The organism is Pirellulales bacterium, from assembly GCA_019636335.1.
GTDB lineage: Bacteria > Planctomycetota > Planctomycetia > Pirellulales > JAEUIK01 > JAHBXR01.
The window spans coordinates 14,997-37,547 of the sequence record JAHBXR010000029.1 but is presented as its reverse complement, the minus strand read 5'-3'; the positions used below and the strand labels follow the sequence as shown (position 1 = coordinate 37,547).

General features: G+C 64.1%; 18 protein-coding genes and 1 other RNA gene. 13 read left to right on the top strand and 6 right to left on the bottom strand.

Annotation, left to right across the window (positions count from 1 at the left end; genetic code table 11):
- Positions 1-65: 65 nt before the first annotated feature.
- Positions 66-1,379, bottom strand: coding sequence for a helix-turn-helix domain-containing protein (locus tag KF708_21770; GenBank protein MBX3415327.1), 1,314 nt, complete (start codon positions 1,377-1,379; stop codon positions 66-68).
- A 66-nt stretch (positions 1,380-1,445) separates the two neighbouring features.
- Positions 1,446-1,787 (bottom strand): hypothetical protein, encoded by a 342-nt coding sequence (locus KF708_21765; protein ID MBX3415326.1) that lies wholly within the window; start codon positions 1,785-1,787, stop codon positions 1,446-1,448.
- Positions 1,788-2,311: 524 nt separating this feature from the next.
- Between KF708_21765 and KF708_21760 the strand changes: the two genes are divergently transcribed.
- From KF708_21760 to KF708_21735, 6 genes are all read left to right on the top strand, one after another.
- Positions 2,312-2,989, top strand: coding sequence for a 7-cyano-7-deazaguanine synthase (locus KF708_21760; protein MBX3415325.1), 678 nt, complete (start codon positions 2,312-2,314; stop codon positions 2,987-2,989).
- A 55-nt stretch (positions 2,990-3,044) separates the two neighbouring features.
- Complete coding sequence (locus tag KF708_21755; GenBank protein ID MBX3415324.1) at positions 3,045-3,446, top strand: 6-carboxytetrahydropterin synthase; 402 nt, start codon at positions 3,045-3,047, stop codon at positions 3,444-3,446.
- A gap of 570 nt (positions 3,447-4,016) precedes the next feature.
- Positions 4,017-4,304, top strand: a complete 288-nt coding sequence (locus KF708_21750) for a hypothetical protein (protein ID MBX3415323.1) — start codon at positions 4,017-4,019, stop codon at positions 4,302-4,304.
- A gap of 293 nt (positions 4,305-4,597) precedes the next feature.
- Positions 4,598-6,739, top strand: coding sequence for an acetylxylan esterase (locus KF708_21745; GenBank protein MBX3415322.1), 2,142 nt, complete (start codon positions 4,598-4,600; stop codon positions 6,737-6,739).
- Between the two features lie 612 nt (positions 6,740-7,351).
- A complete protein-coding gene (locus KF708_21740; GenBank protein MBX3415321.1) occupies positions 7,352-9,607 on the top strand; it encodes a hypothetical protein in 2,256 nt (751 codons plus the stop codon).
- A gap of 41 nt (positions 9,608-9,648) precedes the next feature.
- Positions 9,649-10,632, top strand: a complete 984-nt coding sequence (locus tag KF708_21735) for a hypothetical protein (protein MBX3415320.1) — start codon at positions 9,649-9,651, stop codon at positions 10,630-10,632.
- Positions 10,633-10,644: 12 nt separating this feature from the next.
- On the opposite strand, the gene bioA is transcribed toward KF708_21735, so the two are convergent.
- Both bioA and KF708_21725 read right to left on the bottom strand, forming a co-directional pair.
- Positions 10,645-12,000, bottom strand: a complete 1,356-nt coding sequence (gene bioA, locus KF708_21730) for an adenosylmethionine--8-amino-7-oxononanoate transaminase (protein MBX3415319.1) — start codon at positions 11,998-12,000, stop codon at positions 10,645-10,647.
- Positions 12,001-12,019: 19 nt separating this feature from the next.
- A complete protein-coding gene (locus KF708_21725) occupies positions 12,020-12,808 on the bottom strand; it encodes an SAM-dependent chlorinase/fluorinase (protein MBX3415318.1) in 789 nt (262 codons plus the stop codon).
- Positions 12,809-13,113: 305 nt separating this feature from the next.
- On the opposite strand from KF708_21725, the gene ffs reads away from it, so the two are divergent.
- The 5 genes from ffs (at position 13,114) to rpoN (ending at position 18,341) form a co-directional block, all read left to right on the top strand.
- An RNA gene (ffs, locus tag KF708_21720) (signal recognition particle sRNA small type) lies at positions 13,114-13,212 on the top strand.
- 84 nt (positions 13,213-13,296) lie between these two features.
- Positions 13,297-15,243 carry a DNA polymerase III subunit gamma/tau gene (dnaX, locus tag KF708_21715; protein ID MBX3415317.1) on the top strand — a complete coding sequence of 649 codons (1,947 nt, stop codon included), beginning with the start codon at positions 13,297-13,299 and terminating at the stop codon, positions 15,241-15,243.
- Positions 15,244-15,295: 52 nt separating this feature from the next.
- A complete protein-coding gene (locus KF708_21710) occupies positions 15,296-15,667 on the top strand; it encodes a YbaB/EbfC family nucleoid-associated protein (GenBank protein ID MBX3415316.1) in 372 nt (123 codons plus the stop codon).
- A gap of 111 nt (positions 15,668-15,778) precedes the next feature.
- Positions 15,779-16,372: a recombination mediator RecR gene (recR, locus tag KF708_21705; protein MBX3415315.1), complete on the top strand. Its 594-nt coding sequence runs from the start codon at positions 15,779-15,781 to the stop codon at positions 16,370-16,372.
- A 181-nt stretch (positions 16,373-16,553) separates the two neighbouring features.
- Entirely contained in the window at positions 16,554-18,341 is a 1,788-nt protein-coding gene (gene rpoN / locus KF708_21700; protein MBX3415314.1) for an RNA polymerase factor sigma-54, read from the top strand.
- 75 nt (positions 18,342-18,416) lie between these two features.
- On the opposite strand, the gene KF708_21695 is transcribed toward rpoN, so the two are convergent.
- On the bottom strand, positions 18,417-19,064 hold the full coding sequence (locus KF708_21695) for a PH domain-containing protein (GenBank protein MBX3415313.1): 648 nt from the start codon (positions 19,062-19,064) through the stop codon (positions 18,417-18,419).
- A 234-nt stretch (positions 19,065-19,298) separates the two neighbouring features.
- On the opposite strand from KF708_21695, the gene nrdR reads away from it, so the two are divergent.
- Together nrdR and KF708_21685 are read left to right on the top strand one after the other, a co-directional pair.
- Positions 19,299-19,781: a transcriptional regulator NrdR gene (gene nrdR / locus KF708_21690; GenBank protein MBX3415312.1), complete on the top strand. Its 483-nt coding sequence runs from the start codon at positions 19,299-19,301 to the stop codon at positions 19,779-19,781.
- A 73-nt stretch (positions 19,782-19,854) separates the two neighbouring features.
- The gene (locus KF708_21685; protein MBX3415311.1) at positions 19,855-20,976 is read left to right on the top strand and encodes a glycoside hydrolase family 88 protein; all 1,122 of its coding nucleotides are present in this window, start codon (positions 19,855-19,857) and stop codon (positions 20,974-20,976) included.
- On the opposite strand, the gene KF708_21680 is transcribed toward KF708_21685, so the two are convergent.
- Positions 20,973-22,247, bottom strand: coding sequence for a beta-propeller fold lactonase family protein (locus KF708_21680; GenBank protein MBX3415310.1), 1,275 nt, complete (start codon positions 22,245-22,247; stop codon positions 20,973-20,975). The genes KF708_21685 and KF708_21680 overlap by 4 nt on opposite strands.
- Between the last annotated feature and the right edge of the window lie 304 nt (positions 22,248-22,551).

Genomic DNA, 22,551 nt, shown 5'->3' with positions numbered 1-22,551 from the left:
CGACTCCTTTCGAATCTTCGACTACGGCGAAATAAGTTGTCGTCTCGGTTACTGGTTCGCGGCGGTTAGCCTTCGAACAGGCCGAGAATGGTATCCATCATGCCGCTGTTGACGGTGTAGGGGGTATCCCAACTCCACATGTTCCGCAGCAAGTCGGCCATCATCATCCCGGTGAGCGTGAGGAACAGCACGCAGACCCCCAGGCTGATGACGTTCAAAGTCGTGTAGGGGGCTTCGCGCGAGGACGCCGCCGCGACCGGCGCTCCGGCCGTCAAGGGAGCACCCGTCAGGCCGGCGCCTACCAGCGTGCCCCCCCCAAGATCAGGTCCGAAGTCTTCTTCGAGCAATCCGGCCTGGCCGGCGTCTTCGAGCAACGAGGCCTCGCCAAAGTCGCTCTCGGAATCGAGCGCGATGACTTGCGATCCGCTCGAGCTGTCTTCGCTCGCTTCTTCCAGCGGGGTGAGCAGAAAGTCGTCGTCGACGGCCAACTCTTTCACCGCGGCCGAATCGCTGTCGTCGGAGAGCGAAAGGATGTCGTCCCCCCCCAACTCGAGCGATTCTTCATTACTGGCGGCCAGATCGAGCGGCTCTTCCAGCGATAATCCCGTGTCCGAAAGGCTGGCCAGCGAGATACCGCTGTCGGCCGGGCTGAGCGTGATGTCGCTGCCACCGGTGGGGCCGAGCACCACTTCGTCGCGATCGCTTTCGCCCGACAGATCAATGTCCGATTCGCTCGACGACAGGTCGAAGTCGGCCGCCATATCGGCGTCGGCCGAGACATCGACCGAGAGGTCGGAGAGTTCGAAGTCGTCGTCCAGATTGAGCGAGACGTCGACGGCGTCGTCCGAGAGAATGATGTCGCTTTCGGAACCGGCCAGCGTGGGGCCAGGGCGGTCGTCGAGCGACAAGTCGACCGAGGAGTCTTCGGCCACCAGGCGGACGTCGCTTCCCGGCGTGGCGGGATCGCTCGCGGCGACGAGCTTCACGCCGCTGCTGCCGGCCGAACGGCGATCGTCGTCGGTGACGAGCCGGATGTCGCTCTCTTCGGCGCCTTGGGCGCCGGGGCGACCGATAATCGTGCTCGAGGTGTGCGGATCCGACTCGCCCAACTCGCGCTCGCTGGCGAGCACGACGTCGGCGTCATCGTCGGAAAAATCCAGCGGCAGATCGGCGATCTCGCCCGAGTCGGACAGGGCGGGGTTCTCGGCCTGCTCGCGCAGCTCTTCGGCCAGGCGGGCGACGTCTTGCTCCTTGTACTTCCAATTGGCGCCGTCGCGCACGCCGAAGATTTCCTGCCGCTGGCGCATATCGGTCAACTGTTCGACCGTGACGCCAAGCTGCCGGGCCGCTTCTTCAGAGCTAAGGAGCTTCGGGGGCATAGGAACTCCGGGACCTGCCGCGCTGGGCGGCTCACTGGCGAACGCGTCGCCGGTGCTTCTCTGTTGCTATCGCGGTTCGACCATGGTGCGAACCTCTTCAGGCAACGGGCTGGTGCCGTTGAACTGCAGCAGGTTCAGATCCCAGGTCAAGTTCCGCACGCTCTTCAACTTGATCGTGCCCGACGAGGCGTCGACGTGGTAGACGCCCATCGCGCGGGTCTGTGGATCGATCACGACGAACTGCTGGCCGTTGTCGCTGGCCGTGGCGCTCAGGGCGATCAATTCTCGCTCGCTGGCGTGCAGGCCCGAGGGATCGCGCTGCGCCCAGGCGGCATTGCCACCCGGAGCCCCCAGCGCGGTCCACACCGCCGCCGCACCGACGAACAGACCGAGTGCCGTACCTCGCATAAGTCACCTCTGGACGAATGGGTTGAGGGAAAACGGCATTCAGTCCCCATTCTAAAAGCACCGTTTTCCAGTTCAAGAAAATTGCGACGCCGAAGATCAAGCCCCGAAGGTCGTTGTGCCGATTATGCGGCCATTGTGTTTGTCCAATGCCGGACCTGCCGCACGAGTCGAGTTCTACCGATGACCTTGGTGCGAAGTCGACAACTGCTGGCCACAACACTCCATGCGAACGCGGTCGGCCCAAGACGGGTACGCGCCGGCGCCCCACTGGGGATGCCGTACGCGCGGAATGGGCCGATTCCAAATGAAATGGCGGCGGAGTCTAGCGGCGCAAAAACGGGGACGCAAGGCCAAACTGCCAGTCCAGCAGGGCCGGTGCTCACGCCGTATCTCTCGCCGCGGCAAGGACCTAGCCCCGAGCGGAACCCGGCGCCCCGCACCGGGAGACGCCTCGCCAGCAGCGTTTGAGGACCTACAATAGCCCAACGCCCCGATTTCCCCCGCCACGCTCCGAGGAGTCCGGCATGACGCAACCAGCCCGCCCGGCCGACGTCGGCTTGTTGCTCAGCGGCGGTCTCGATAGCGCCATCTTGCTAGGACATCTGCTGGCCGGGGGGGAGCGGGTCCAGCCGTTCTACGTGCGGGCTCATCTCCATTGGGAGGCGGCCGAAGAGCGCGCGGCACGACGATTCTGCGCGGCCCTGGCCTCCCCCGCCCTGGCCGAGCTTGTCACGCTCGAGATGCCGGTGGCCGACCTGTATCGCAATCACTGGAGCGTCACGGGAGAGCAGGTTCCCGACGCTTCGACCCCGGACGAGGCCGTTTACCTACCGGGGCGCAATGCGCTGCTCGTGATCAAGGCGGCGCTCTGGTGCCAGTTGCAGGGCATTCCCGAGCTGGCGCTCGCCCCGCTCTCGTCGAACCCCTTTGCCGACGCGAGCGATCGCTTTTTCTCGACGTTCGAGGCGGCGCTGAATCTTGCCGGCGAAGGGACGTTGCGGGTGATCCGCCCCTTCGGGCATCTGCACAAACGCGACGTGATGTTGCTGGGGCGGGGGATGCCCCTCGAATTGACCCTGTCTTGCATCGCGCCGGTGGGAGACGACCACTGCGGCGAGTGCAACAAGTGCGCGGAACGCCAGGAGGCGTTTCGCGCCGCGGGCATGTCCGATCCGACCCGTTATGCCACCCAGGTGAAGTAACCAACTACCCCGCGAGCCCCGCCGGGCGCCGCCGAGCCACAGGGATCACCACGCCATGTTCCGCGTTACCCGCGAGATCGACTTCTGCTACGGCCACCGCTTGCTGAACTACGACGGCAAATGCAAGCACCTGCACGGGCACAATGGCCGCGCCGTCATCGCGCTCGAGTCGGCCGAGCTCGACGAACGGGGCATGGTGCTCGACTTCTCCGACATCAAGCGGGTAGTGGCGGGGTGGATCGATCAGAATCTCGACCACCGGATGATCCTGCGCCGCGACGATCCGATCGTGCCCCTGTTCGAGCAGCAGGGGGAGCCGGTGTTTCTGATGGACGCGAATCCCACGGCGGAGAATATCGCCAAGTTGATCTTCGACTTCACGGCCGAGCATGGCTTTCCCATCGTCGAATGCCGGCTGTGGGAGACGCCCCACTGCTTCGCCACCTATGCACGCTAGCACCGCGCCGTTCCGAACTCGCGCGGTGGCCCGCCGCTCGGAGTAGAGGCGATGGCGGAAGATCGCGGACTTCTCCAAGCCGGCGATTTTTTTTGGTAACGGCGGGCCTGCTTCTCCGCTCCGCTTCCTAGAGACACGCGCCTGGCGCGACGATGGGAACGAAATCATCGGCAACATCGTCTCTATCGGAACGTGCTGAACCCCAGCCGTAAGCGTTCGACTCGCGCGCCTGATGTCATCCAAGCGATGACAAGCGTCGCGAGCGTGCGGCGCTGCGCGCTAGGCACCAGGTTTGCGCGCAAAATCGCGCGCTTGTCGCAAAATACATTGCAGCTTCATCTTCCGCGCGCACGCTCGCGCGCCCGGTGCGATTGGCACGTGACGTGCCATTCTCTTCCCGCACGGAGTTGCTCGGCGAAGCGAACCGTCGGCAGACGCGCACAACGTCGTCGGCAGTCATTCGCACGCACTCTATGAACGTAGGGAGTCGGACGGTACACGACTGCGGCCACCATCTGTATCACCCCCCGCCGCCGCAGCCGACCGTCCTCGTGCATAGGAGACGAGAGAATGCGCAAGTTCGTGAAATGGCTCGTTCTGCCGGCGATCGTCTTGGCGGCGCTGGTCTTCGCGGGTGGCCGTACGGCCCTGGCCGACGGTTGGCACCACCACCATCATCACCGCAGCTACTACGGCCCGCCGGCGTATGGTCGGGGATGCGCGCCGCCGCGCCCGCCGGTGTATGGCTATCGCGCCTATCGCCCGGTGCCGTACCCCGCGTATCCCACGTACGGAGGCCAGGCCAATTTCTACAACCGTGGCCCGAGCTATTCGTTCGGCTTCAGCTACGGCTGGTAGTTGAGCAAAGGCCAGATCGTTCGATGATCGTGCAGGTCATCACTCGCACGGCGGCGCCGTCCGGCTGAAAAGTCCGGGCGGCGTCGCTCGTTTCATGAGGCCGCCATCCTCGAAGATCGCTCGCGCGAGTAGCGGCTTTTTTCTCTCTCGGCAAGCTGCGCCGAGTGACGTTCACGCGGTGTGCGCCGATTCGGTGCTTGCATCGTGCCCGCGGTGCGTACACGATTGGAGCTTTGTGGGTTCCTGAGCGGAACGCCCGATTGTTACATCTCCGTGCCAGCCGAGCCGATTCAATGAGTTCTCGCCATTTCGTGGGAAGATTCCGCGTCGTCGTTTGCCTGCTTGTCGCGTTGGCGATCGCCCCTTGGGCTACGGCCGATGATGCGCCGCGCGATACGTCGCGCGTCGATGCAGCGCTGGCCGACTACTTTCGCGCCGAGACGGAAAAGCTGTCCGCGAATTGCCTGGCGGGCGTCGATACGCTCGACGAGTGGCACTCGCGCCGCGAGCGATTGCGTCAAGAATTGTTCGAGATGCTCTCGCTCGATCCGCTGCCGGAACGCACTTCCCTCCAGGCGGCGACCACGGGCACGGTCGAGCGAGACGATTTCATCGTCGAGAAGGTCCATTTTCAGTCGCTGCCCGGTTTGTATGTGACGGGCAATCTTTACCTCCCCAAGCAGCGCGCCGGCAAGTTGCCGGCGATCCTTTACCTGTGCGGTCATGGCCGCGTGAAGAAGAACGGCGTCAGCTATGGCAACAAAGTGCATTATCAGCACCACGGGGCCTGGTTCGCCCGGCATGGCTACGTCTGCCTGACGATCGACACGCTGCAACTGGGCGAGCTCGAGGGCGAACATCACGGCACCTACCGGCACGGACGCTGGTGGTGGAACGCGCGCGGCTACACGCCGGCGGGGGTCGAGGCCTGGAACTCGATTCGCGCGCTCGATTACCTGCAAGCGCGCGAGGAGGTCGACGGCGCACGTATCGGCGCCACGGGACGCTCCGGCGGAGGAGCCTATAGCTGGTGGATCGCCGCGCTCGACGATCGCATCAAGGTGGCGGCGCCGGTGGCCGGCATCACCGATCTCGAAAACCACGTCGTCGACGGCGCCATCGAAGGGCACTGCGACTGCATGTTCGTGGTGAATACCTACCGTTGGGACTATGCGCAGGTGGCGGCGCTCGTGGCCCCTCGTCCGCTTCTGATCGAAAACAGCGACTCGGACAGCATCTTTCCGCTCGACGGCGTCATGCGCATCTACAACCAGGTGCGGCGGATCTACTCGCTCTACAAGGCCAGCGACAAGTTGGGGCTCGTGATTACGCCTGGCCCTCATTCGGACACGCAGGACCTGCAAGTGCCGGCCTTCCGCTGGTTCAACCACTGGCTCAAGCAAGACGACACGCTGATCACCGACGCGGCGGTGAAGTTCTTCGAGCCCGAGGAATTGAAGGTCTTTGCCGAGCTGCCGGCCGACGAACGAAACACGAAGCTCGACGAGAGCTTCGTGCCGGTGGCCGCCGAGATCACCATGCCCGCGGACCAGGCCACGTGGGAACAATCGCGCGATGCGTGGCGCGAAACGCTGCTGGCGAAGTCGTTCGCCGGCTGGCCGAGCGAGGCGGGAGATCTCCAACTTGAAAAAGCGTTCGACGTCGAGCGCGAAGGGGTGCGCTTCGCCGCGTACGACTTCACGAGTCAGGAGCACGTGCGCTTGCGGCTTTACGTCGCCCATCGTGCCGGCTTGGAAAAGGCCGATCTGATGGTGCTCAATGTCCTCGATGAGGAGGCCTGGCAGACGTGGCTGCAAACGATGCGCGTGACCTTCGCCGAGCAGCTCGAGGATGAAGTGCCAACGGGACAGGCCCCCGCCGAATTTGCCAACGTGGGGCAGATGTTCGCGAATTCTCCCTGGGTGATGGCCTACGTCGCGCCGCGCGGAATCGGCCCCACGGCATGGAGCCAGGAGCCGAAGAAGCAGACGCACAACCCGCGGCGATTTATGCTGCTGGGGCAGACGCTCGACGGCATGCGGGTCTGGGACGTGCGCCGGGCGATACATGCCTTGCGATCGGTCGAACCCTTTCAGGCCACTCCGCTCTGGCTGCAGAGCGAGCGCGCCATGGCGGGCGTCGCGCTCTATGCGTCCCTCTTTGAACCGGACATCGTGCGTCTCGATCTGTGGATGTTGCCGCGGAGCCACCAGCAAGGAACCAACCTGCTGAACGTGCTCAAGTACTTCGACATGCCGCAAGCCGTGGCGATGGCGGCGGAGCGCTCGCGCGTGATGATCTATCAAGACGACACGAGCGGCTGGGATTTTCCGCGCGGCGTGGTCGAGGCGTTGAAATTGCCCGCCGACCAGTTGCAGATTCGTGCGGTGCCGCCGCGACGTGGAGTGAAAAAGGAAGAGGCCGCCGGCAAGTGATGCCGGGCGGCCTCTATCAATGCAAAGACGGGGCACGGCCAGTTGTTACCCGGCGTGAATCTTGGACCGTGGGGGAAGTCCGCACACCACGCAAGTAACTCGCCCGAACCCCGTCTCGCGTTGGTCGGAAAAGAGCTGATTCGTCAGCGGGGCAAGCTGCTTTCCAGGGGGGAAAGCCCAAATCGCTCCGTGGCTCCGACCGGCGTGAAGCGATGGATGTGGTCGCCTCACACCCTTACTACTGATGCCACCCCCGGGCGGTTGCAGAAAAAAATGAAGCTAGCGTGAATTTTGCCAGCTTTCGATTGCCCGCGAGGCAACCTGCTGGCAGCAAAGCACTTGCTGCGAACGGCCCGCAATCGATTTCGTCACCGCACGGTGAATCGCGTTCCGCGGACCTAGCGGTTTGGTTAATCTCTTGCCCCCGCGCAGCCCCCACTTGGGGAGTGTCGCACCCCCGCGCGATTTCCGCCGGGCAGGGGGATTCCGCCTTTTGATTCAATCAACTTTGTCGATTACGCCGATTTTGCTGGTAACAGCGGGGCCGGTATGCGCCGACCGCGCTGGAGGTTCCGTGCATCCACCGTCGCGTTGCGAAGAGAGCCTGGCCGCATGAGACGTTCCGCCGTACCACGGCAAGCCGCCGGCTTCTCGCTCTTTTCGTTCCTCGATGCGCTGCTCTGCACGATGGGGGCGCTGATCCTCGTGCTGGTGGTCATCGTCCGCCAGCTCGAGACCCACTACGACGACGTCGCCGCCGAGAAGACAGCCAGTGTCGCCGATCGGCTCGCCGAACGCGAGTTGCTCGAGCTGCGCATCGATCACTTGCAGGTGCAACGCGACAAAACGGAAGAAGACCTGCGCAAGAGGCGACTCGAACTGGGGCACGTCGAAGAACATAGTCGCACGCTGGTCGATCGCATCGCCGAGATCGACGCCACGCTGGCCGAGCTCGCCCAGGGAGGCGCCCGCGATCGGGCAAGCGGTGAAGCTCAAGCGAAGATCGAGCAATTGCGGCGTCACGCTCGCGACCTGCAAGATCGCCTCGCCGACGCGCGGGCAGCCGCGGCGGTCAACCAACAGGCCTACGCGATCATTCCCTACGAAGGGCCCAATCAAACGCACCGGCGTCCGATCTACATCGAGTGCCGCTCCGACGCCATCATTCTGCAGCCCGAGGGGGTGCGTTTGTCGGAGGCCGATTTTCAGGGCCCGCTCGGCCCCGGCAACCCGCTGGCTGCGGCGTTGCGGGCGGCGCGCGAGCATCTCGCGACGACGACCCCCGCCGACATGAAAGAACGCGAGCCCTATCCACTGCTCCTGGTGCGGCCGAGCGGCATCGTGGCGTACTACGTGGCGCTGCAGTCGCTCAAGTCGTGGCAGTCGGAGTTCGGTTACGAACTGGTCGAGGAAGATTGGGAACTGGCGTTCCCCACGCCCGACGTGCAGCTTGCTCAGATCGAGCAGCGTGCCGTGGATAGTGCCCGTCAGCAGTTGGCGCAGCTTGCCGTCGCCGTGCCGCGCACGTACGGCCGCGATACCCGGCCGAGCTTTGCTCCCCCGACGGGCGTGGAACAAGGCCTTCTCAACGGACTGGGCTCGCGAGGTCCCGGCGGTCGTGGTTTGGCCCGCAGTTATCCCTACGGGGGCCAACGCGGCGGTGGAGAGGGTTCAGAAGAGTTCGCCGACAATGGTCGCGCCACTGGCGGCGCCGGAGACGGTACGTTCGGCGGGCGAGGTTCCGGGGGGGGCGGTTATGGTGGAACCGGCGGAGAGGGGGGCTATCCCGACGAGTTGTCGCTGCCCGCCGAGGCTCGCGGTGGCGGTCCGGGGGGAATCGCCACCGCAGCCGATCTCAATGAGATCTATGGCTCGGCGATGGTGCCAGGCACCGGGGGCGGTCCCGGCGGCATGGCAGGTAGTAGGGCGCCCGGCGGCGGAGAGGGGGATCGTGTCTTCGGCGAGCAATTCGCTCGTGGCGGCAACGGTCAAGGCGTCGGCGGCGGCAATGGCCGTCCTGGATCGAACGATGGGATGAGCGGTGTCCCCAGCGGGCAACCTGGTATGCAAGGGCAACTGGCTGAGAGTGCGAGTGACGAGGGGGGCGTGCCGGGCACGAGCTCGAGCAACTCGCTCGCCAACCGCGGCAGCGCGAGTGGCGGCAGCGGCGCTACCGGCTCGAACTATCCCGGCGTGAATGCCAAGGGGAATCGCGGCGAGCGCGAGAGCCCTTTCGCGCCGCGCCAGTCGTATGGCGGCGGTACTCCCACGCAAACCGCTTCGGCCGGCGGAGCGAGCTCGCCAGGGGGATCGGCCAGCGGCAGCGGCGCGAGCATGAGTGGCGGCGCCGCGGGACAGCCCGGTCAGATGAGCGCGGGTGCTCCCGGCGGGGGTGGCGCCAGCGGCGAGCCTTCGATGAGTGAAGAGCAGGGCATGCCCACCGCGACCGCGCACGTGGGGGCCAAGCGGAGCATGGCGGACAAGCGCGGTCAGAACTGGGGCGTGCCGACGAAGAAGCCCGAAACGGTCGCCATCACACGACCGATTCGCGTGCGTTGCTCGGCCAACCAACTCGAGGTCCTTTCCGAGAACAATCGTTCGATCGATGGCCGTCCGATTCCCTTGGGAACCTTCACCGAGGACTCGGTCGATCAGCTCGTCAGTCATATCTGGCGCCGCATGGAAAGTTGGGGCATAGCCGGCAAGAACCTGCACTGGCATCCCGTGCTGCAGCTCGAAGTGATGCCCGATGGACAGCGGCGCGCCGAGGATCTGAAGATCCTCCTTTCCGGCAGCGGGCTCGACATCAGCGAGAAGGCGATCCCCGCCCCGGTCGCCTTGAACCCGAACCCCAGCCCGCCGCGCTAACGGCGCATCGCGGACGACCCCTACGAGAGACAAATCGAGCCATGGCAAAGCGGGCCAAGAAGCAGGCCGAGCAGGAACACTTCGGCACCGACTCGTTTCTCGACGTCGTGGCGAACATGGTGGGCATTGTCATCATTCTGGTGATGGTGGTGGCGATGCGCGTGCGGCATCCGCGCGACGACCAGGTCGAGGTGCCGGACGTCGATCTCGAAACGCCTGCCGCCGTCGCCGCTCAGCTCGAAGGAGACGTGCTGCGTCTGGCGGCCGAGACGGAGCAGTTGACCGCCACGATGGCGATGCGCTTCGCCGAACGATCGCGTCTGGCCCTGCTGGAGTCCGCCCGCGAACAGGCCCTGGCCGAAGCCAAAGCGAAGCTCGATAGCCAGGCGCAGGCCGATCTGGCGTTGAACCGAGAACTAGCAGGCCTGCAGGCGAATGTCGATCAGCTCGAGCGGCAACTCGATCAGGTCGACGCCCAGGCGATCAAGCAGACGAAGACGATCGAATCGTATCCGACGCCAATCAGCAAGACGGTGCATGGTCAGGAGTTGCACGTGCAGTTGCGGGGGGGACGGATCACGCATATCCCGGTCGATCGACTCGTGGCGGAAGTGAAGGCCGACTTCCAATCGAAGGCAGGCAGGCTGGCCAACAGCGATTCTTATGTCGGCACGGTGGGCCCCCGTGGCGGCTTCGCCATGCGCTACACGATCGAACGCGTCGGCAGCACGGGACAGGCGACGCTCGTCGGCGTCACGCAGTGGCAGTTGATTCCCAACGCACCGCGAATGGGCGAAACGCTCGACGAGGCGCTGGCCGGGCAGAGTGAATTCCGCCTGGGACTGGCGGGCTTCGGACCCCGCGACACGACCATCACCCTGTGGGTCTATCCCGACAGCTTCGCTGCCTATCGCACGCTGAAGAAAGAGCTGTACCGCGCCGGTTACGCGACCGCGGGGCGCCCCCTCCCCGACGGCGTGCTGATCGGGGCCTCGCCGATGGGCACGAAGTCGGCCGCGCAATAATGGCCGACGCTGCTACCGAGCGAATTGCTCGGCGATTGCCCGTTCGAGGGCGAGCATGATGCGATCGAGCTCGTCGAGCGAGATTGAGAGCGGGGGCATGACCACGAGCACGTCTCCCAGGGGACGCAGATAAACGCCCTGCTTCTTGGCAGCGGCACAAACTTGCGCTCCACGCCGCTCGGCAAAAGGAAACGGCTCCTTCGTCGCGCGATCTTTCACCAGCTCGATGCCGGCGATCAGGCCTCGCTGACGTGCATCGCCTACGTTTGGGTGTAGGGCGAGGCTTGCCAAGTGCTCGCCGAGTCGCGCAATCTTCGGCTGGATCTGTTCGAGCGTGCGCTCTTCCTCGAAGATGTCCAGATTCGCCAGGGCCACGGCCGCGCCCAGCGGATTGCCGCCGTACGTATGACCGTGGAAGAAGGTTTTCGACTCGGCGTACGTGCCGAGAAACGCCCGCCAGATCTCGTCGCTCGTCAGCGTGGCGGCCAACGGCAGATAGCCCCCCGTGATACCTTTGGCCAGGCAGAGGAAGTCGGGCACGACCGCTTCCTGTTCGCAGGCAAACATGGTGCCGGTGCGGCCGAAACCGACGGCGACTTCGTCGGCGATGAGCAACACGTCGTAGCGGCGCGTCAGCTCGCGCAACCGCTGCAAGAGCCCGGCTGGGTGCATAATCATGCCCGCTGCGGCCTGCACGAGCGGCTCGACGATCACGGCCGCGATGCGCGCGTGATGCTCGGCCAGCACGCGTTCGATCTGCTGGGCGAAGTGATCGGTGGCCGTCTCGGGCGTGACGCCAGCCGGCAGGCGATAGCTATCGGGCACGGGCAGGCGAATCGTCTCGAACAACAGCGGCTCGAACATGTGATGAAACCGCTCGACGCCCCCCACGCTCACGCTGCCCAGCGTATCGCCATGATAGCCTTCGGCCAGGGCGACGAAGATCGATTTGTCGGGACGCGGATCGGGACGCTGCCGCCAGTATTGAAAGGCCATCTTCAGCGCGACTTCGACTGCCGTCGCGCCATCGTCCGAAAAGAAGACGTGCGACAGCCCCGCCGGAGCGATCTCCGTCAAACGCCGCGCCAGCTTGATTGTCGTGGGGTTCGAAGCCCCGAGCAAGGTGGTGTGGGCCACGCGATCGAGCTGCTCGCGCAGGGCGGCATCGAGTCGCGGATGGCGATGCCCGTGCAGGTTGCACCACAAGCTGCTGACGGCGTCGAGGTATTCGCAGCCGTCGAGATCGACCAGGAACGAGCCGTGGCCGTGCGTGAAGATGCAGGGCTCGTACTCGGCCATCTGCGTGAAGGCGTGCCAGACGTGCTCGCGATCCCAGGCTTCTAGCTCGCGGCGAGTCGGTTCGCGCATAGGGGCTGCCCGTGGCGTGTCACCACTTGAGCGTGACGGCAGAGCCGACGCCCTCGCCCAGCATGGCGGCGGCATTCTCGCCGACAATGGCGAGCTCGAGCTTGCCGCTCGACCCGACCAGGGCGATGAGGGTCATCTCGGGCTGGTCGCCATAGGTGCGAAAGAGTCCGGCGGTTTCATGCTCGCCACAGCGGACGCTCAATTCCTCGCCCATCGGCACCCCCTGCAACTGCTCGGCGGTGATATTCGTGATGAGATTGCCGAACGAGTCGACCGAGGTCACCTCGCCGCTGATCTTTTGGGGCATAACTTCACACTCCGGCCAGTCGATCGCGACGAGCCCTGCTTGCGGTTCGCCGAGCCGCTCGGGCGGCAGTCCCTTACTCAGGTGTGCTGCGACCGGCGCGAAGATATCTCGGCCGTGAAACGTGGACGAGACCTGCTCGCGCCAGAAGCTGGTATCGGTCAGGGCCACTATTCTAGAGGGATGGGCCGCAAGGGCCAAGCGGCTCAGCAATCCGTTGTCGGGCGCGAGATACCGCCGGCCGGCAATCTCCGCGTAGACGATCGTCCGCCGCGTGCCGACGCCGGGATCGACGACCGCCACGTGAATCGCGTCGGCGGGAAAGTAGGGGCAGACTTCCTCGAGCGCCAGCGCCCCCCGTCGAATATCCTGGGGGGGAATCGCGTGGGTGAGATCGACGATCTCGGCCTCGGGATTGATCGACAGAATCACCCCTTTCATCGCCGCGACATAGGGGCTCGAGCTGCCAAAGTCGGTCGTGAGCGTGATGATGCGTCGTGCCATAACGACCGCGCAGGTGGAGAAATTGCTACGCTGCACACGATAAATGCCAACGTCCCGTTCGCCAACGTTTTGCTTTTCGATGCCCCCCTGCACGGTGAGCAAGCTGGTGGCAGTTGGGCACGAGGTGTCGCCTCGCATCCGCCGATTCGGGTTCCCCGGATACCACGAGCAAAACCAACCCAATTTTAGAATCCCTAAGTCGAGCTGCGGTCGGTTGTTTTTCCCATTTCACGGGGGAGGGGGCTTTTGACTCCGACGCGGCCAGACCGTAGAACTACTGGTTCGCCGATCGGTCGACGGCCCCAGGCGAGAGACCCCTGCGAAGGAGCCCTGTGAACCTGGTCAGGGACGAAAGTCAGCAGCCATAAGCGGTCAGCTTTTTGTGCGGTGGGTCTCTCGCCTAGGGCCGTTGCGGTTTCTTCGTGAACCGCCGGACGTCGGTGTCACGTCTCACGGGGAACGGATCTCGAACAAAGACTGGCATCGGCATGGATGACCCGCGCAGCGCCGATTTTCTGGGAAGCGATGGAGGCCACGAGACGGGACGCCAGGGCGAATATCTCGTCGTCGCTCGCCGCTATCGCCCCCAATCGTTCGACGAACTGATCGGCCAGGAACACGTCGGCCGGGCCCTCTCGAACGCCATCACCACGGGGCGCGTCGGGCACGCCTATCTTTTCACGGGGGCGCGCGGCGTCGGCAAGACTTCATCCGCCCGCATCTTTGCCAAGGCCCTCAACTGCGAGCAGGGGCCCACCCCCACCCCCTGCAACGAGTGCGACGCCTGCCTGCGCATCAGCACGGGGGATGACGTCGACGTGCTCGAGATCGACGGGGCGAGCAATCGCGGCATCGACGAGATGCGCGAGCTGCGGCAGAACGTGAACGTGCGTCCCAGCCGCTCGCGCTTCAAGATCTATATCATCGACGAAGTTCACATGCTCACGCGCGAGGCGTTCAATGCCTTGCTCAAGACGCTCGAAGAGCCCCCCGAGCACGTGAAGTTCATCTTCTGCACGACCGAAGCCGAAAAGATTCCGATCACGATCCTCTCGCGCTGCCAGCGCTTCGACTTCGCGGGGATTCAGACGCCGTCGATCGTGGCCCGGCTGCGGCAGATCGTCGACGCTGAAGGGGTGGTGGCCGAGGATGCGGCGCTCGAGAGTCTCGCCCGGCGGGCTGCCGGTTCGATGCGCGATAGCCAATCGCTGCTCGAACAACTCCTGTCATTCTGTGGCGAACGCATCACCGTGGCCGATGTGCATCGCATGTTGGGCACCGCCGCCGATCAGCGGCTCGGAACCCTGGCGTCGCACCTGGTGACGCGCCACGCCGCGGAAGCTTTGGCCGAGTTGGACCGCGCCCTGGCCGAAGGGGTCGACGTGGGGCAATTCGTGGGCCAACTGCTGGGCTACTTCCGCGATGTGATGGTTGTGGCCGCCGGCGGTGCGCCCGAGATGCTGCTCTATACGTCGTCGCAAGACCCCCAGCCCGTGCAAGAGGCCGCACGTTCGCTGGGGGTGCATACCGTGCTGGCCGTGATGCAAATACTCGACGAGACGCTGGGCAGGCTCCGTTACAGCACGCAGGGGAGGACGCTGGCCGAATTGGCGCTGGTGCGTATCACGACACTGGGCGATTTGGAACGCATCGCCGATTTGCTCGCCGAGGCGAATGGCCAGCCCGCGGATGCGGTTTCACCCCCCGCTCGGCCGGCTCCGGGTGGAGCGAGTGCGCCAGGTGGAGCGAAGTTGCCGAGTGCGCCCGCCGCGCCGTCCCGCGGAGAGCGTGCGCACGATCGGAGCCCCAGGGCCGAGACGCAGGCCCAAATCGGTCCCCGTCCGGCATCTGCGGCTGCGGTAGCGGACGAACCGCGTCGCCGTGAGGAGCCGCGCCAGGCAATGTCCGAGCGATCTTCGATCGGCGAACGTGTCGAGGCGGACTTTAACGAGGTTGCGGCCATGGCCACCGCGGCGCTGGTCGACGACGATCTCGAGCCTCCCCTCGACGAAGCGCCGCTGAGCGGTCGACCGTTGCCGGAGGCTGGTGTTTTATGGCAACAGACGCTGGCGAAACTGCCCGACCAACTGGCGAGGTTTGCCGCGACGGCTGAGTCTGTAGCAATTTCTGCGCCAAATCGGCTGGTCGTTGGGTTTGGCACGCAGTATACTTTCGGTAAGTCGATGTGCGAGAAGCCCGACCGGCTGGAGAAGCTGGAGAAGGCCCTCTCGGAAGTGGCCGGCCGGCTGATGCGGATTGCCTTCGAGGTGCTCGAGAACAGCGAGTCGGCCAGGCCCGTACCGGAGGTCCGGGCATCTCGTCCGGCGAGCTCGCGAGAGCGGCTCCAAGAGGCCAGCCAGCACCCCCTGGTGCGCCGCGCGGCCGAGCTCTTCGGGGCCCGCCCCGTCGCAGTCGAAGGGCCGGAGTCGAGCTGAGCTCACATTACGATTCAACCCACTTGCCTGCGGAAGAGACGAGGTTGCAAACGTGTTTGGTGGACTTGGAAACTTCGCTCAGTTGCTGAAGCAGGCCCAGCAAATCGGTGGCCGGCTGCAAGACGTCAGCGAAGAATTGCGCGGACGGCGGGTCACGGGGGGGGCCGGGGCGGGCATGGTCGAGGTTGACATGAACGGCCTGCAGGAAGTGCTTGCCGTGCGGATCGAGCCGAAGCTCGTCTCGGACGGCGATCGCGAGCTGATCGAAGATCTGGTCAAGTCCGCCGTGAACGACGCGGTGGTCAAGGCGCGCCAGCTTCACGCCGAGGCGATGAAGTCGCTCGCCGGCGGCATGGACCTGCCCGGCTTCGACGCGGCGATTTCGCAGTTGACCGGAGGAGTGCCCCCGCAGACGACGCCTTAAGGAGTGGAACAGAATCAGACGCTTCACGGTTGGGCAAGCCAGCAGTGCCACACGGCGAGTCACTGTCGGAAAGTCAAAAAGTCTGGATCGCGGTGAAGGAACGACGCGGCGGTGTCCAACGATACGGTAAACAAGCTGATCGAGGAGTTCGCGAAGCTGCCGGGCATCGGCAAGAAGTCGGCCGAGCGGCTGACCTATCACATCCTGCGAGTCCATCAGGCCGAGGCCCTGGCGCTGGCCGATGCGATTCGCAACGTCCGGGAGAATGTGCGGTATTGTAAGCAGTGCTACTTCCTGGCCGAGGAAGAGGAGTGCGCCATCTGTCGCGACCCGCGGCGCGATCACAGTCTGTTGTGCGTCGTGGAGCAACCGCGCGATCTGATGGCCCTGGAGCAAAGCGGAACGTATCGGGGCCTGTATCACGTCTTGTTGGGCAGGATCGCGCCGCTCGAAGGTCTTGGCCCCGAGCAGTTGACGATCGAGAGGCTGGTCGAACGCGTGCGAAGCGGTTCGTTTCGAGAGGTCATCATGGCGACGAATCCGACGCTCGAAGGCGACGGAACGGCGCTGTATCTGTCGAACGTGCTGGCAGATTTTCCGGTCGAGATCACGCGCCTGGCGCGCGGGATCACGACCGGCAGTGTGCTAGAATTTGCGAATAAGGAGATTCTCGCGGACGCACTCGCCGGCCGCCAGAAATTCTAGTGCCCCCTCGGGCAGCCGGCGACGAAAAACCCTTCGACGTCGCGGCGGATAGCAAGCAGAATAAAGGCGGTGTGGGGGAACGGCGTGCCGGTCCGCGGGATCGCGCGCGTCCGTGCGTGTGTCGGTAGCAGACAACGTATCGCGGCGGGGCAACGCCGCGATGCTCGAGGAACCAGGCTGCATGCGACTTTCATTCGGACAGGAATTGCGGCTCGTCCAGAAGCAAATTCTGGCGCCGCGCATGATCCAGTCGATGGAGATTCTCCAGTTGCCGATCATGGCCCTGGAAGAACGCATCGATCAAGAACTGCAAGAGAATCCGCTGCTCGAGCTGCGCGAGGAAGATCCCGACCTGCCCGACGAAGGAGGGGACTTCGAGAATCCCGATGCGCCCACCACCGAAGAGCGCGAGTTGGTGGTCGACGAGACCAAGAACAACGAGGCCGATTTCGAGCGTCTGCTCGAAATGGACCGCGAGTTCCCCGATCACTTCGAGGACCGCCCGCGCGTCAGCTCGGGCCGCATGGAAGAAGAAGGGGATCGCAAGCACGACGCCATGGCCAACATGGCTTCCCGTCCGCAGTCGCTGCAGGATTATCTCTGCGACCAGTTGGCCTGGTTCAATCTCGACGCACATACCCGCGACCTGGCCGAACGCATCATCTATGCGCTCGACGGCAACGGCTACCTGCACACCCGGCTCGAGGAGCTGCTCGACCCGACGGCCGACGAGTCGGAAGTCGCCCTGGCGCAGCAGGCACTGGCCGTGGTGCAAAAGCTCGATCCGCCCGGTGTCGGCGCCCGCGATTTGCGCGAGTGCCTGCTGTTGCAGGTGCAGCCCGGCATGCCCTTTGCCGAGCAGTTGCGCACGCTCATCAGCAGCCATCTCGAGGATCTCGAGCACAACCGTCTGCCGGTGATCGAGCGCAAGACGGGCTATTCGCTCGACATGATCCGCCGCACGGTCGAGCAATTGCGCACGCTGAACCCCAAGCCGGGGGCGTCGTTCGAAAGCGCCCACGTGCCGACGGTCACGCCCGATGTGTTCATCGACCAGGTCGAAGGGGGCCGCTACCAGGTGCGTCTCGAGGAAGGAAACACCCCGAACCTGTTCATCGCGCCCTACTACCGGCAGATGCTCATGTCGGGCGATCCCGAGGCTCGCGAGTACATCAAGCGCAAGATCAACTCCGCGCAGTGGCTGATCGATTCGATCGAGCAACGCCGCAACACGCTGACCAAGGTGGCGCAGGCGATCGTCGATCATCAGACCGAATTCCTCAACAAGGGCCCCGAGTTCATCGAGCCCTTGAAGATGCAGCAGATCGCCGACAAGGTCGGCGTCCACGTCACCACGGTCAGCCGAGCGGTCGACGACAAGTGGGTGCAGACGCCGCGCGGCATCTTCCCGCTGAAACGCTTCTTCGGCGGCGGCACGACAAGCGCCTCGGGCGAAGAGGTGGCCTGGGACACCGTGCGTCTCAAGCTGCAAGAGATCATCGACCACGAGGACAAGCAGAACCCACTCTCCGACGACGATCTCGTGGGCGAGTTGGCCAAGCATGGTCTGACGGTGGCCCGCCGCACGGTGACCAAGTATCGCAAGGCGATGAAGATTCCCAGTTCGCGGCAACGCAAGGACTGGACGCTGGTGAACTCGGCGAAGAAGGACAAGCCCGCTGCCGCGGTGGCCCCGGTCGAGCTCGATGACGAGCAGGACGAAGCGGTCGCCGACCATCCGGACGTCGAAGGTCCGATCGAGGCCACCGAGGCGCCCGCACCCCTGCGGCGCGTGTTCCAGGATGGTGACGCGCCGTTGCCCGACGCATCAAATGGCGTGTATGAGGGGACCGACAACGCGCCAGAGGAGTCGGCCACTCCCTCCTCGCTGGGCCCTGGCGAGTACTTGAACGGACGCTACAACCATCCATCCGCCAATCCGCCCGGCTCAACGTACCAATCGCACTAACGCTGCTTTCGTAGGGCGTCTCGCCGGCCCGTTCGCTGGGAAGCGGCGGGCGGATGCCTTGCGTGAGCGTGCGGTTTAGACCGTCTCGATGTGCAGGCCGCGGCGCAGGCGTTCGGCTCGCCGGCCGTTGTCGATCTTGGCGGCCACGTCGCGCACGCCTTCGATGCCCTGCAACACGAGCACGGGATGCGTGCGATCGGACGAGGTGATGCGGATGCTTCCCACCCCCATCATCCGCTCGAACGGCCCCTGATCGGTGGCCACGTCGTCGACGTCGATCAGCTCGATGCGATCGGTACGGCGGCGCAAGATGCCACTCTCGTGAAAGAGCCGCTGATTGGTCACGCGGTAGCTGATGCTCATCCGGCGAAACAGCAGCACGAGAGCCGGCACGATCCACGCCACGGCGATGATGCCGAAGCTGGCCAGGTACCAGCCACTACCGCTGGCGATCAGAAAGGGGGCGATCAAGCAGGCGATCGAGATGAGCGCGCTGACGACCCAGGCCCCCAGCATCGCCTTGGGCGAGTAGCCCCCGTGCCAGAGATCCTGCTCGGGCGAATCGGGGAGACCGCGGGGCGTCAGACGCGAGCGGAGGCTCGTCTCGACGGCTGCCTGCGCCGGTTCTGGTTTGGCCGTCGCGTCGGCGGCGATTTTCGCCCCGCAGGCAGGGCAGAAGGCAGCCGTGGCTGGTACGTCGGCGCGGCAGGCGGTGCATTTCATGGTGGATCGATCCGTGACACGTGGCGAAAGCGGGGATACCAGGCGGCCGCATTATAGTGGGGGCCGCGCACAGGGTCACTACGAGCTGCTTCGCCACGTGCCGCAAGATCTTGGCCCGAAACCAGTACCGTCCGACGTCTCGCTATGGGCAGGGGACGACCTCTTGCGGTATAACCGGGCGGGGCTGCCGTGCCCGCTCGATAGAACACCTTTGGCCGCGCCGAGTCCCTGGATATGAAGTGTCCTTTCTGCCGCGTCGATAACGATCGCGTCGTCGATTCTCGCACGAACGAGGATGGCACGACGATTCGCCGCCGCCGCGAGTGTCTCGCCTGCCGTCGCCGCTACACTACCTACGAACGTGTGGAAGAGGCGGTCATCAAGGTCATCAAAAAGGATGGCGGCCGAGTCCCCTTCGAACGGGAAAGAATTCGCCAGGGGCTCGAGAAGGCCTGCTGGAAAAGGCCCGTCAGCCTGGCGCAGATCGAGCAGGTGGTGAGCGAGATCGAGCGCGACGTCTACGAGACGTGCGAGTCGGAGATCGAAAGCCGGCAACTGGGCGAGATGGTGATGCGCCACCTGCGGCAGCTCGACCAGGTGGCCTTCGTGCGCTTCGCCAGCGTCTATCGCGAATTCAAGGACGTCCGCGACTTCGTCGACGAGCTCGAGCCGATGCTGGCCGAACGCGAACGCCAGCCACGCCCCGACGTCGAATAACAGCGCCCGCGGTGCTGCCGGTGCGCTCCTGCTTCTGTCGAAACTTTCCGCTAGAAATCTCTTTCGATTTGCCATGCTCGACGCCCAGCGACGCCACGAATACACTCGCGCCTTCGAGTTCGCCGAACGGCAGGTGGCCGACACGATCGAGCGCACGCCCGACTATTTTCCGATCTACACGACCGGCGGACGCTGGCATCACGACGGCGAGCTGTGGACCGATTGGACGGGCGGCTTCTTCGCCGGCATGATGTGGAAGTTCTACCAGCGGACGGGGCGTGGCCAGTGGCGAACCCGGGCCGAGCACTATTCGAAGCTGCTCAAGCATCGCCAGCACGACCGCCACGTCCACGACCTGGGTTTCATTTTCCTGAACACGTACCTGCCCTGGTACCAGGAGTTCGGCGAGCCGCACTTGAACGACGTGATCGTGCAGGCCGGGCGCACGCTCGCCCTGCGCTTCATGGAACGTGGACAGTATCTGCGTTCGTTCGTCGCGCCCGAGTCGTTGTTCATCGACATCATGATGAACGTGCCGATCATCTTTTACGCGGCGCGGGAGACGGGGGACAAGGAACTTGAGCGTGTCGCCCTCGCGCACTGCCGCACGACGCGCGACAAGATCGTGCGGCCGGACGGCTCGACCGCGCACGAAGGAATCTTCAATACCGAGACGGGCGAGTTCCTGCGGCAGTCGACCCACCAGGGGTTGCGCGACGACAGTGCCTGGGCACGCGGGCTGGCCTGGTCGCTGTACGGTTACACCACGGTGTACGGCTACACGGGACTCGACGAGTTTATCGAGGTCGCCGAGCGGAACGCCGGCTACTGGCTCAAGAGCCTGCCCGTGGATCGCATTCCGTATTGGGACTTCGATGCCGACCTGTCGCAGCCGTTGCCCTGGGGACCGCAGAAGGACAGCTCGGCCGCGGCCATTGCCGCCAGCGGGTTGCTCGATCTGGCGGGACGCACGAAGTCGGCCGAGCGGGCCGCGCAATATCGCGACACGGCGCTCGCCATGCTCGACGAGCTTTGTACGCCGCACTACCTGGCGGCCAATACGCCCGGCTGGGAGGGCGTGCTCCAGCACGGCGTCTACCACACGAAGAAGAACCTGGGCGTGGACGAATCGGTGATGTGGGGCGATTTCTTCTTCGTCGAGGCGCTGTCGAAGGCGCTGGGACCGAACGGCTAACCGTGCGGCGCAGATACCAGCCGGTGCTGCTGCTTGCGACGTTTACAGGCGATGCCACCTGCGACGGCCAGACCGAGAGCAGCGATGCCGAATGTCGAAGGCTCGGGAACGGTGAAGATCGCGATGGCGTTTTCCTCCGCTCCCATCACGTACAGGAATTTCTGGTCGGGAGAGAGGTAAATCTCTCTCGCGCCGTTCAATCCTTCGATTCCGGCCACGGTGTTGACGAACTGTTGATGTTCGGTCAACTCGCCTGTTATGGGATCGCGCAAATAGATATTCAGAGCATCGTCACGGACAACGGAGACGAGGACGAACTTGCCATCTGCCGTGACAGTAACGTCTTCGGGTAGATCCAGGTAATCGAATCCACCGAAGGTGTCGACATACCTCGACTTAAACGTCAGGTTTCCCGACAGGCTATCAACGTCGAACAGCGAGATGGCATCGCCAAACTGTTCGGTGACATAGGCGTGCTGGCCGGTGGGACTGAAGGCAATGTGCGTCGGACCGAAGAAATCGGGGCTGTCGATCAGCGCTTGGACCACGCTTAGTTTTCCTGTGATCGGATCACGGGAGAATTGCGTCAGATCATTGTCATCGCGTGCCGGAACGTAGAGAAATCGGTCATCGTCGGTGATCGTGAAACTGCGAATCGTGTTGAGCGTGGTGGTCGGGCCGATGCCGTCTTTGAGCGTTTCAACGAACGTCAGTGCTCCGGTGGATTGATCGCGTGCGAAAGTACTCAGCGAATGGTTTTGCTCGCTGGAAGCATATAGGAACTTGCCGTCGTTCGAAATGTTCATCGCATTAACGGCCGTCAGGCCGTTCAATACTCCGCCATTCGAGTAGGAAGAAAGATACGTCAACTGACCATTCAAAGAATTGCGATCGAAAATAGCGATCGAGTTGTCGTTCTGACCTGCGGCGTAGAGGAATTTGCCATCGGGGCTAATACGCAAGGCACGCGTGGCACCGATGCCCGCTACGCCGCCGACATCATCCTGCAAGACCTGCTGCTGCGTGAGCATGCCTGTTGCAGGGTCTCGAGCAAATACCGAGATCGCACTAGACGTGTAGGCCGCCGAGTAGGCATAGAGCCCATCGGAACTGGTAACCAAGTCATAAACGCCTTGCAAACCTGTCACGCCATTAACGCCGTCGCGCACCACGCCGACTTGGCGCCAGAGTGGCGTCGCATAGGCGGTCGAGGAGGGAAACAATCCCACGGAAATACAGACGATGGCGAACCGAGCGGCAAGCGTTTTCATGTGTGGCAATATCTAAGGCTGGCAAAGAAGAAAGGGCTGGCACGTCGACGTACACGAGCATCGATCTAACAGGTGCGGAATCGACCGCTGCAAAAATGTCGGCGAGGTTTGCCCAACGGAAGGACGTCCAAGCAGAAACTTAGGACGGGCAAAAGGCTACCAAGCCACCCGAGCAGCGAGCAATTTGTGCGCTGCGACAAACGGTCAGGTCAAATTCAGTAGCGTTCCAGGTAAGAGGTCGGGTGACCGGCACTTGTGCGTCGTTGGGACGCGCGTTGTGCCTGCCGATTCACTCTAGGCGCAG

Bases quoted from the DNA above. Each gene is read 5' to 3' on its own strand.
- KF708_21770 (MBX3415327.1), bottom strand. From the start codon at position 1,379: ATGCCCCCGAAGCTCCTTAGCTCTGAAGAAGCGGCCCGGCAGCTTGGC.
- KF708_21765 (MBX3415326.1), bottom strand. From the start codon at position 1,787: ATGCGAGGTACGGCACTCGGTCTGTTCGTCGGTGCGGCGGCGGTGTGG.
- KF708_21760 (MBX3415325.1), top strand. From the start codon at position 2,312: ATGACGCAACCAGCCCGCCCGGCCGACGTCGGCTTGTTGCTCAGCGGC.
- KF708_21755 (MBX3415324.1), top strand. From the start codon at position 3,045: ATGTTCCGCGTTACCCGCGAGATCGACTTCTGCTACGGCCACCGCTTG.
- KF708_21750 (MBX3415323.1), top strand. From the start codon at position 4,017: ATGCGCAAGTTCGTGAAATGGCTCGTTCTGCCGGCGATCGTCTTGGCG.
- KF708_21745 (MBX3415322.1), top strand. From the start codon at position 4,598: ATGAGTTCTCGCCATTTCGTGGGAAGATTCCGCGTCGTCGTTTGCCTG.
- KF708_21740 (MBX3415321.1), top strand. From the start codon at position 7,352: ATGAGACGTTCCGCCGTACCACGGCAAGCCGCCGGCTTCTCGCTCTTT.
- KF708_21735 (MBX3415320.1), top strand. From the start codon at position 9,649: ATGGCAAAGCGGGCCAAGAAGCAGGCCGAGCAGGAACACTTCGGCACC.
- bioA (MBX3415319.1), bottom strand. From the start codon at position 12,000: ATGCGCGAACCGACTCGCCGCGAGCTAGAAGCCTGGGATCGCGAGCAC.
- KF708_21725 (MBX3415318.1), bottom strand. From the start codon at position 12,808: ATGGCACGACGCATCATCACGCTCACGACCGACTTTGGCAGCTCGAGC.
- dnaX (MBX3415317.1), top strand. From the start codon at position 13,297: ATGGATGACCCGCGCAGCGCCGATTTTCTGGGAAGCGATGGAGGCCAC.
- rpoN (MBX3415314.1), top strand. From the start codon at position 16,554: ATGCGACTTTCATTCGGACAGGAATTGCGGCTCGTCCAGAAGCAAATT.
- KF708_21695 (MBX3415313.1), bottom strand. From the start codon at position 19,064: ATGAAATGCACCGCCTGCCGCGCCGACGTACCAGCCACGGCTGCCTTC.
- nrdR (MBX3415312.1), top strand. From the start codon at position 19,299: ATGAAGTGTCCTTTCTGCCGCGTCGATAACGATCGCGTCGTCGATTCT.
- KF708_21685 (MBX3415311.1), top strand. From the start codon at position 19,855: ATGCTCGACGCCCAGCGACGCCACGAATACACTCGCGCCTTCGAGTTC.
- KF708_21680 (MBX3415310.1), bottom strand. From the start codon at position 22,247: ATGAAAACGCTTGCCGCTCGGTTCGCCATCGTCTGTATTTCCGTGGGA.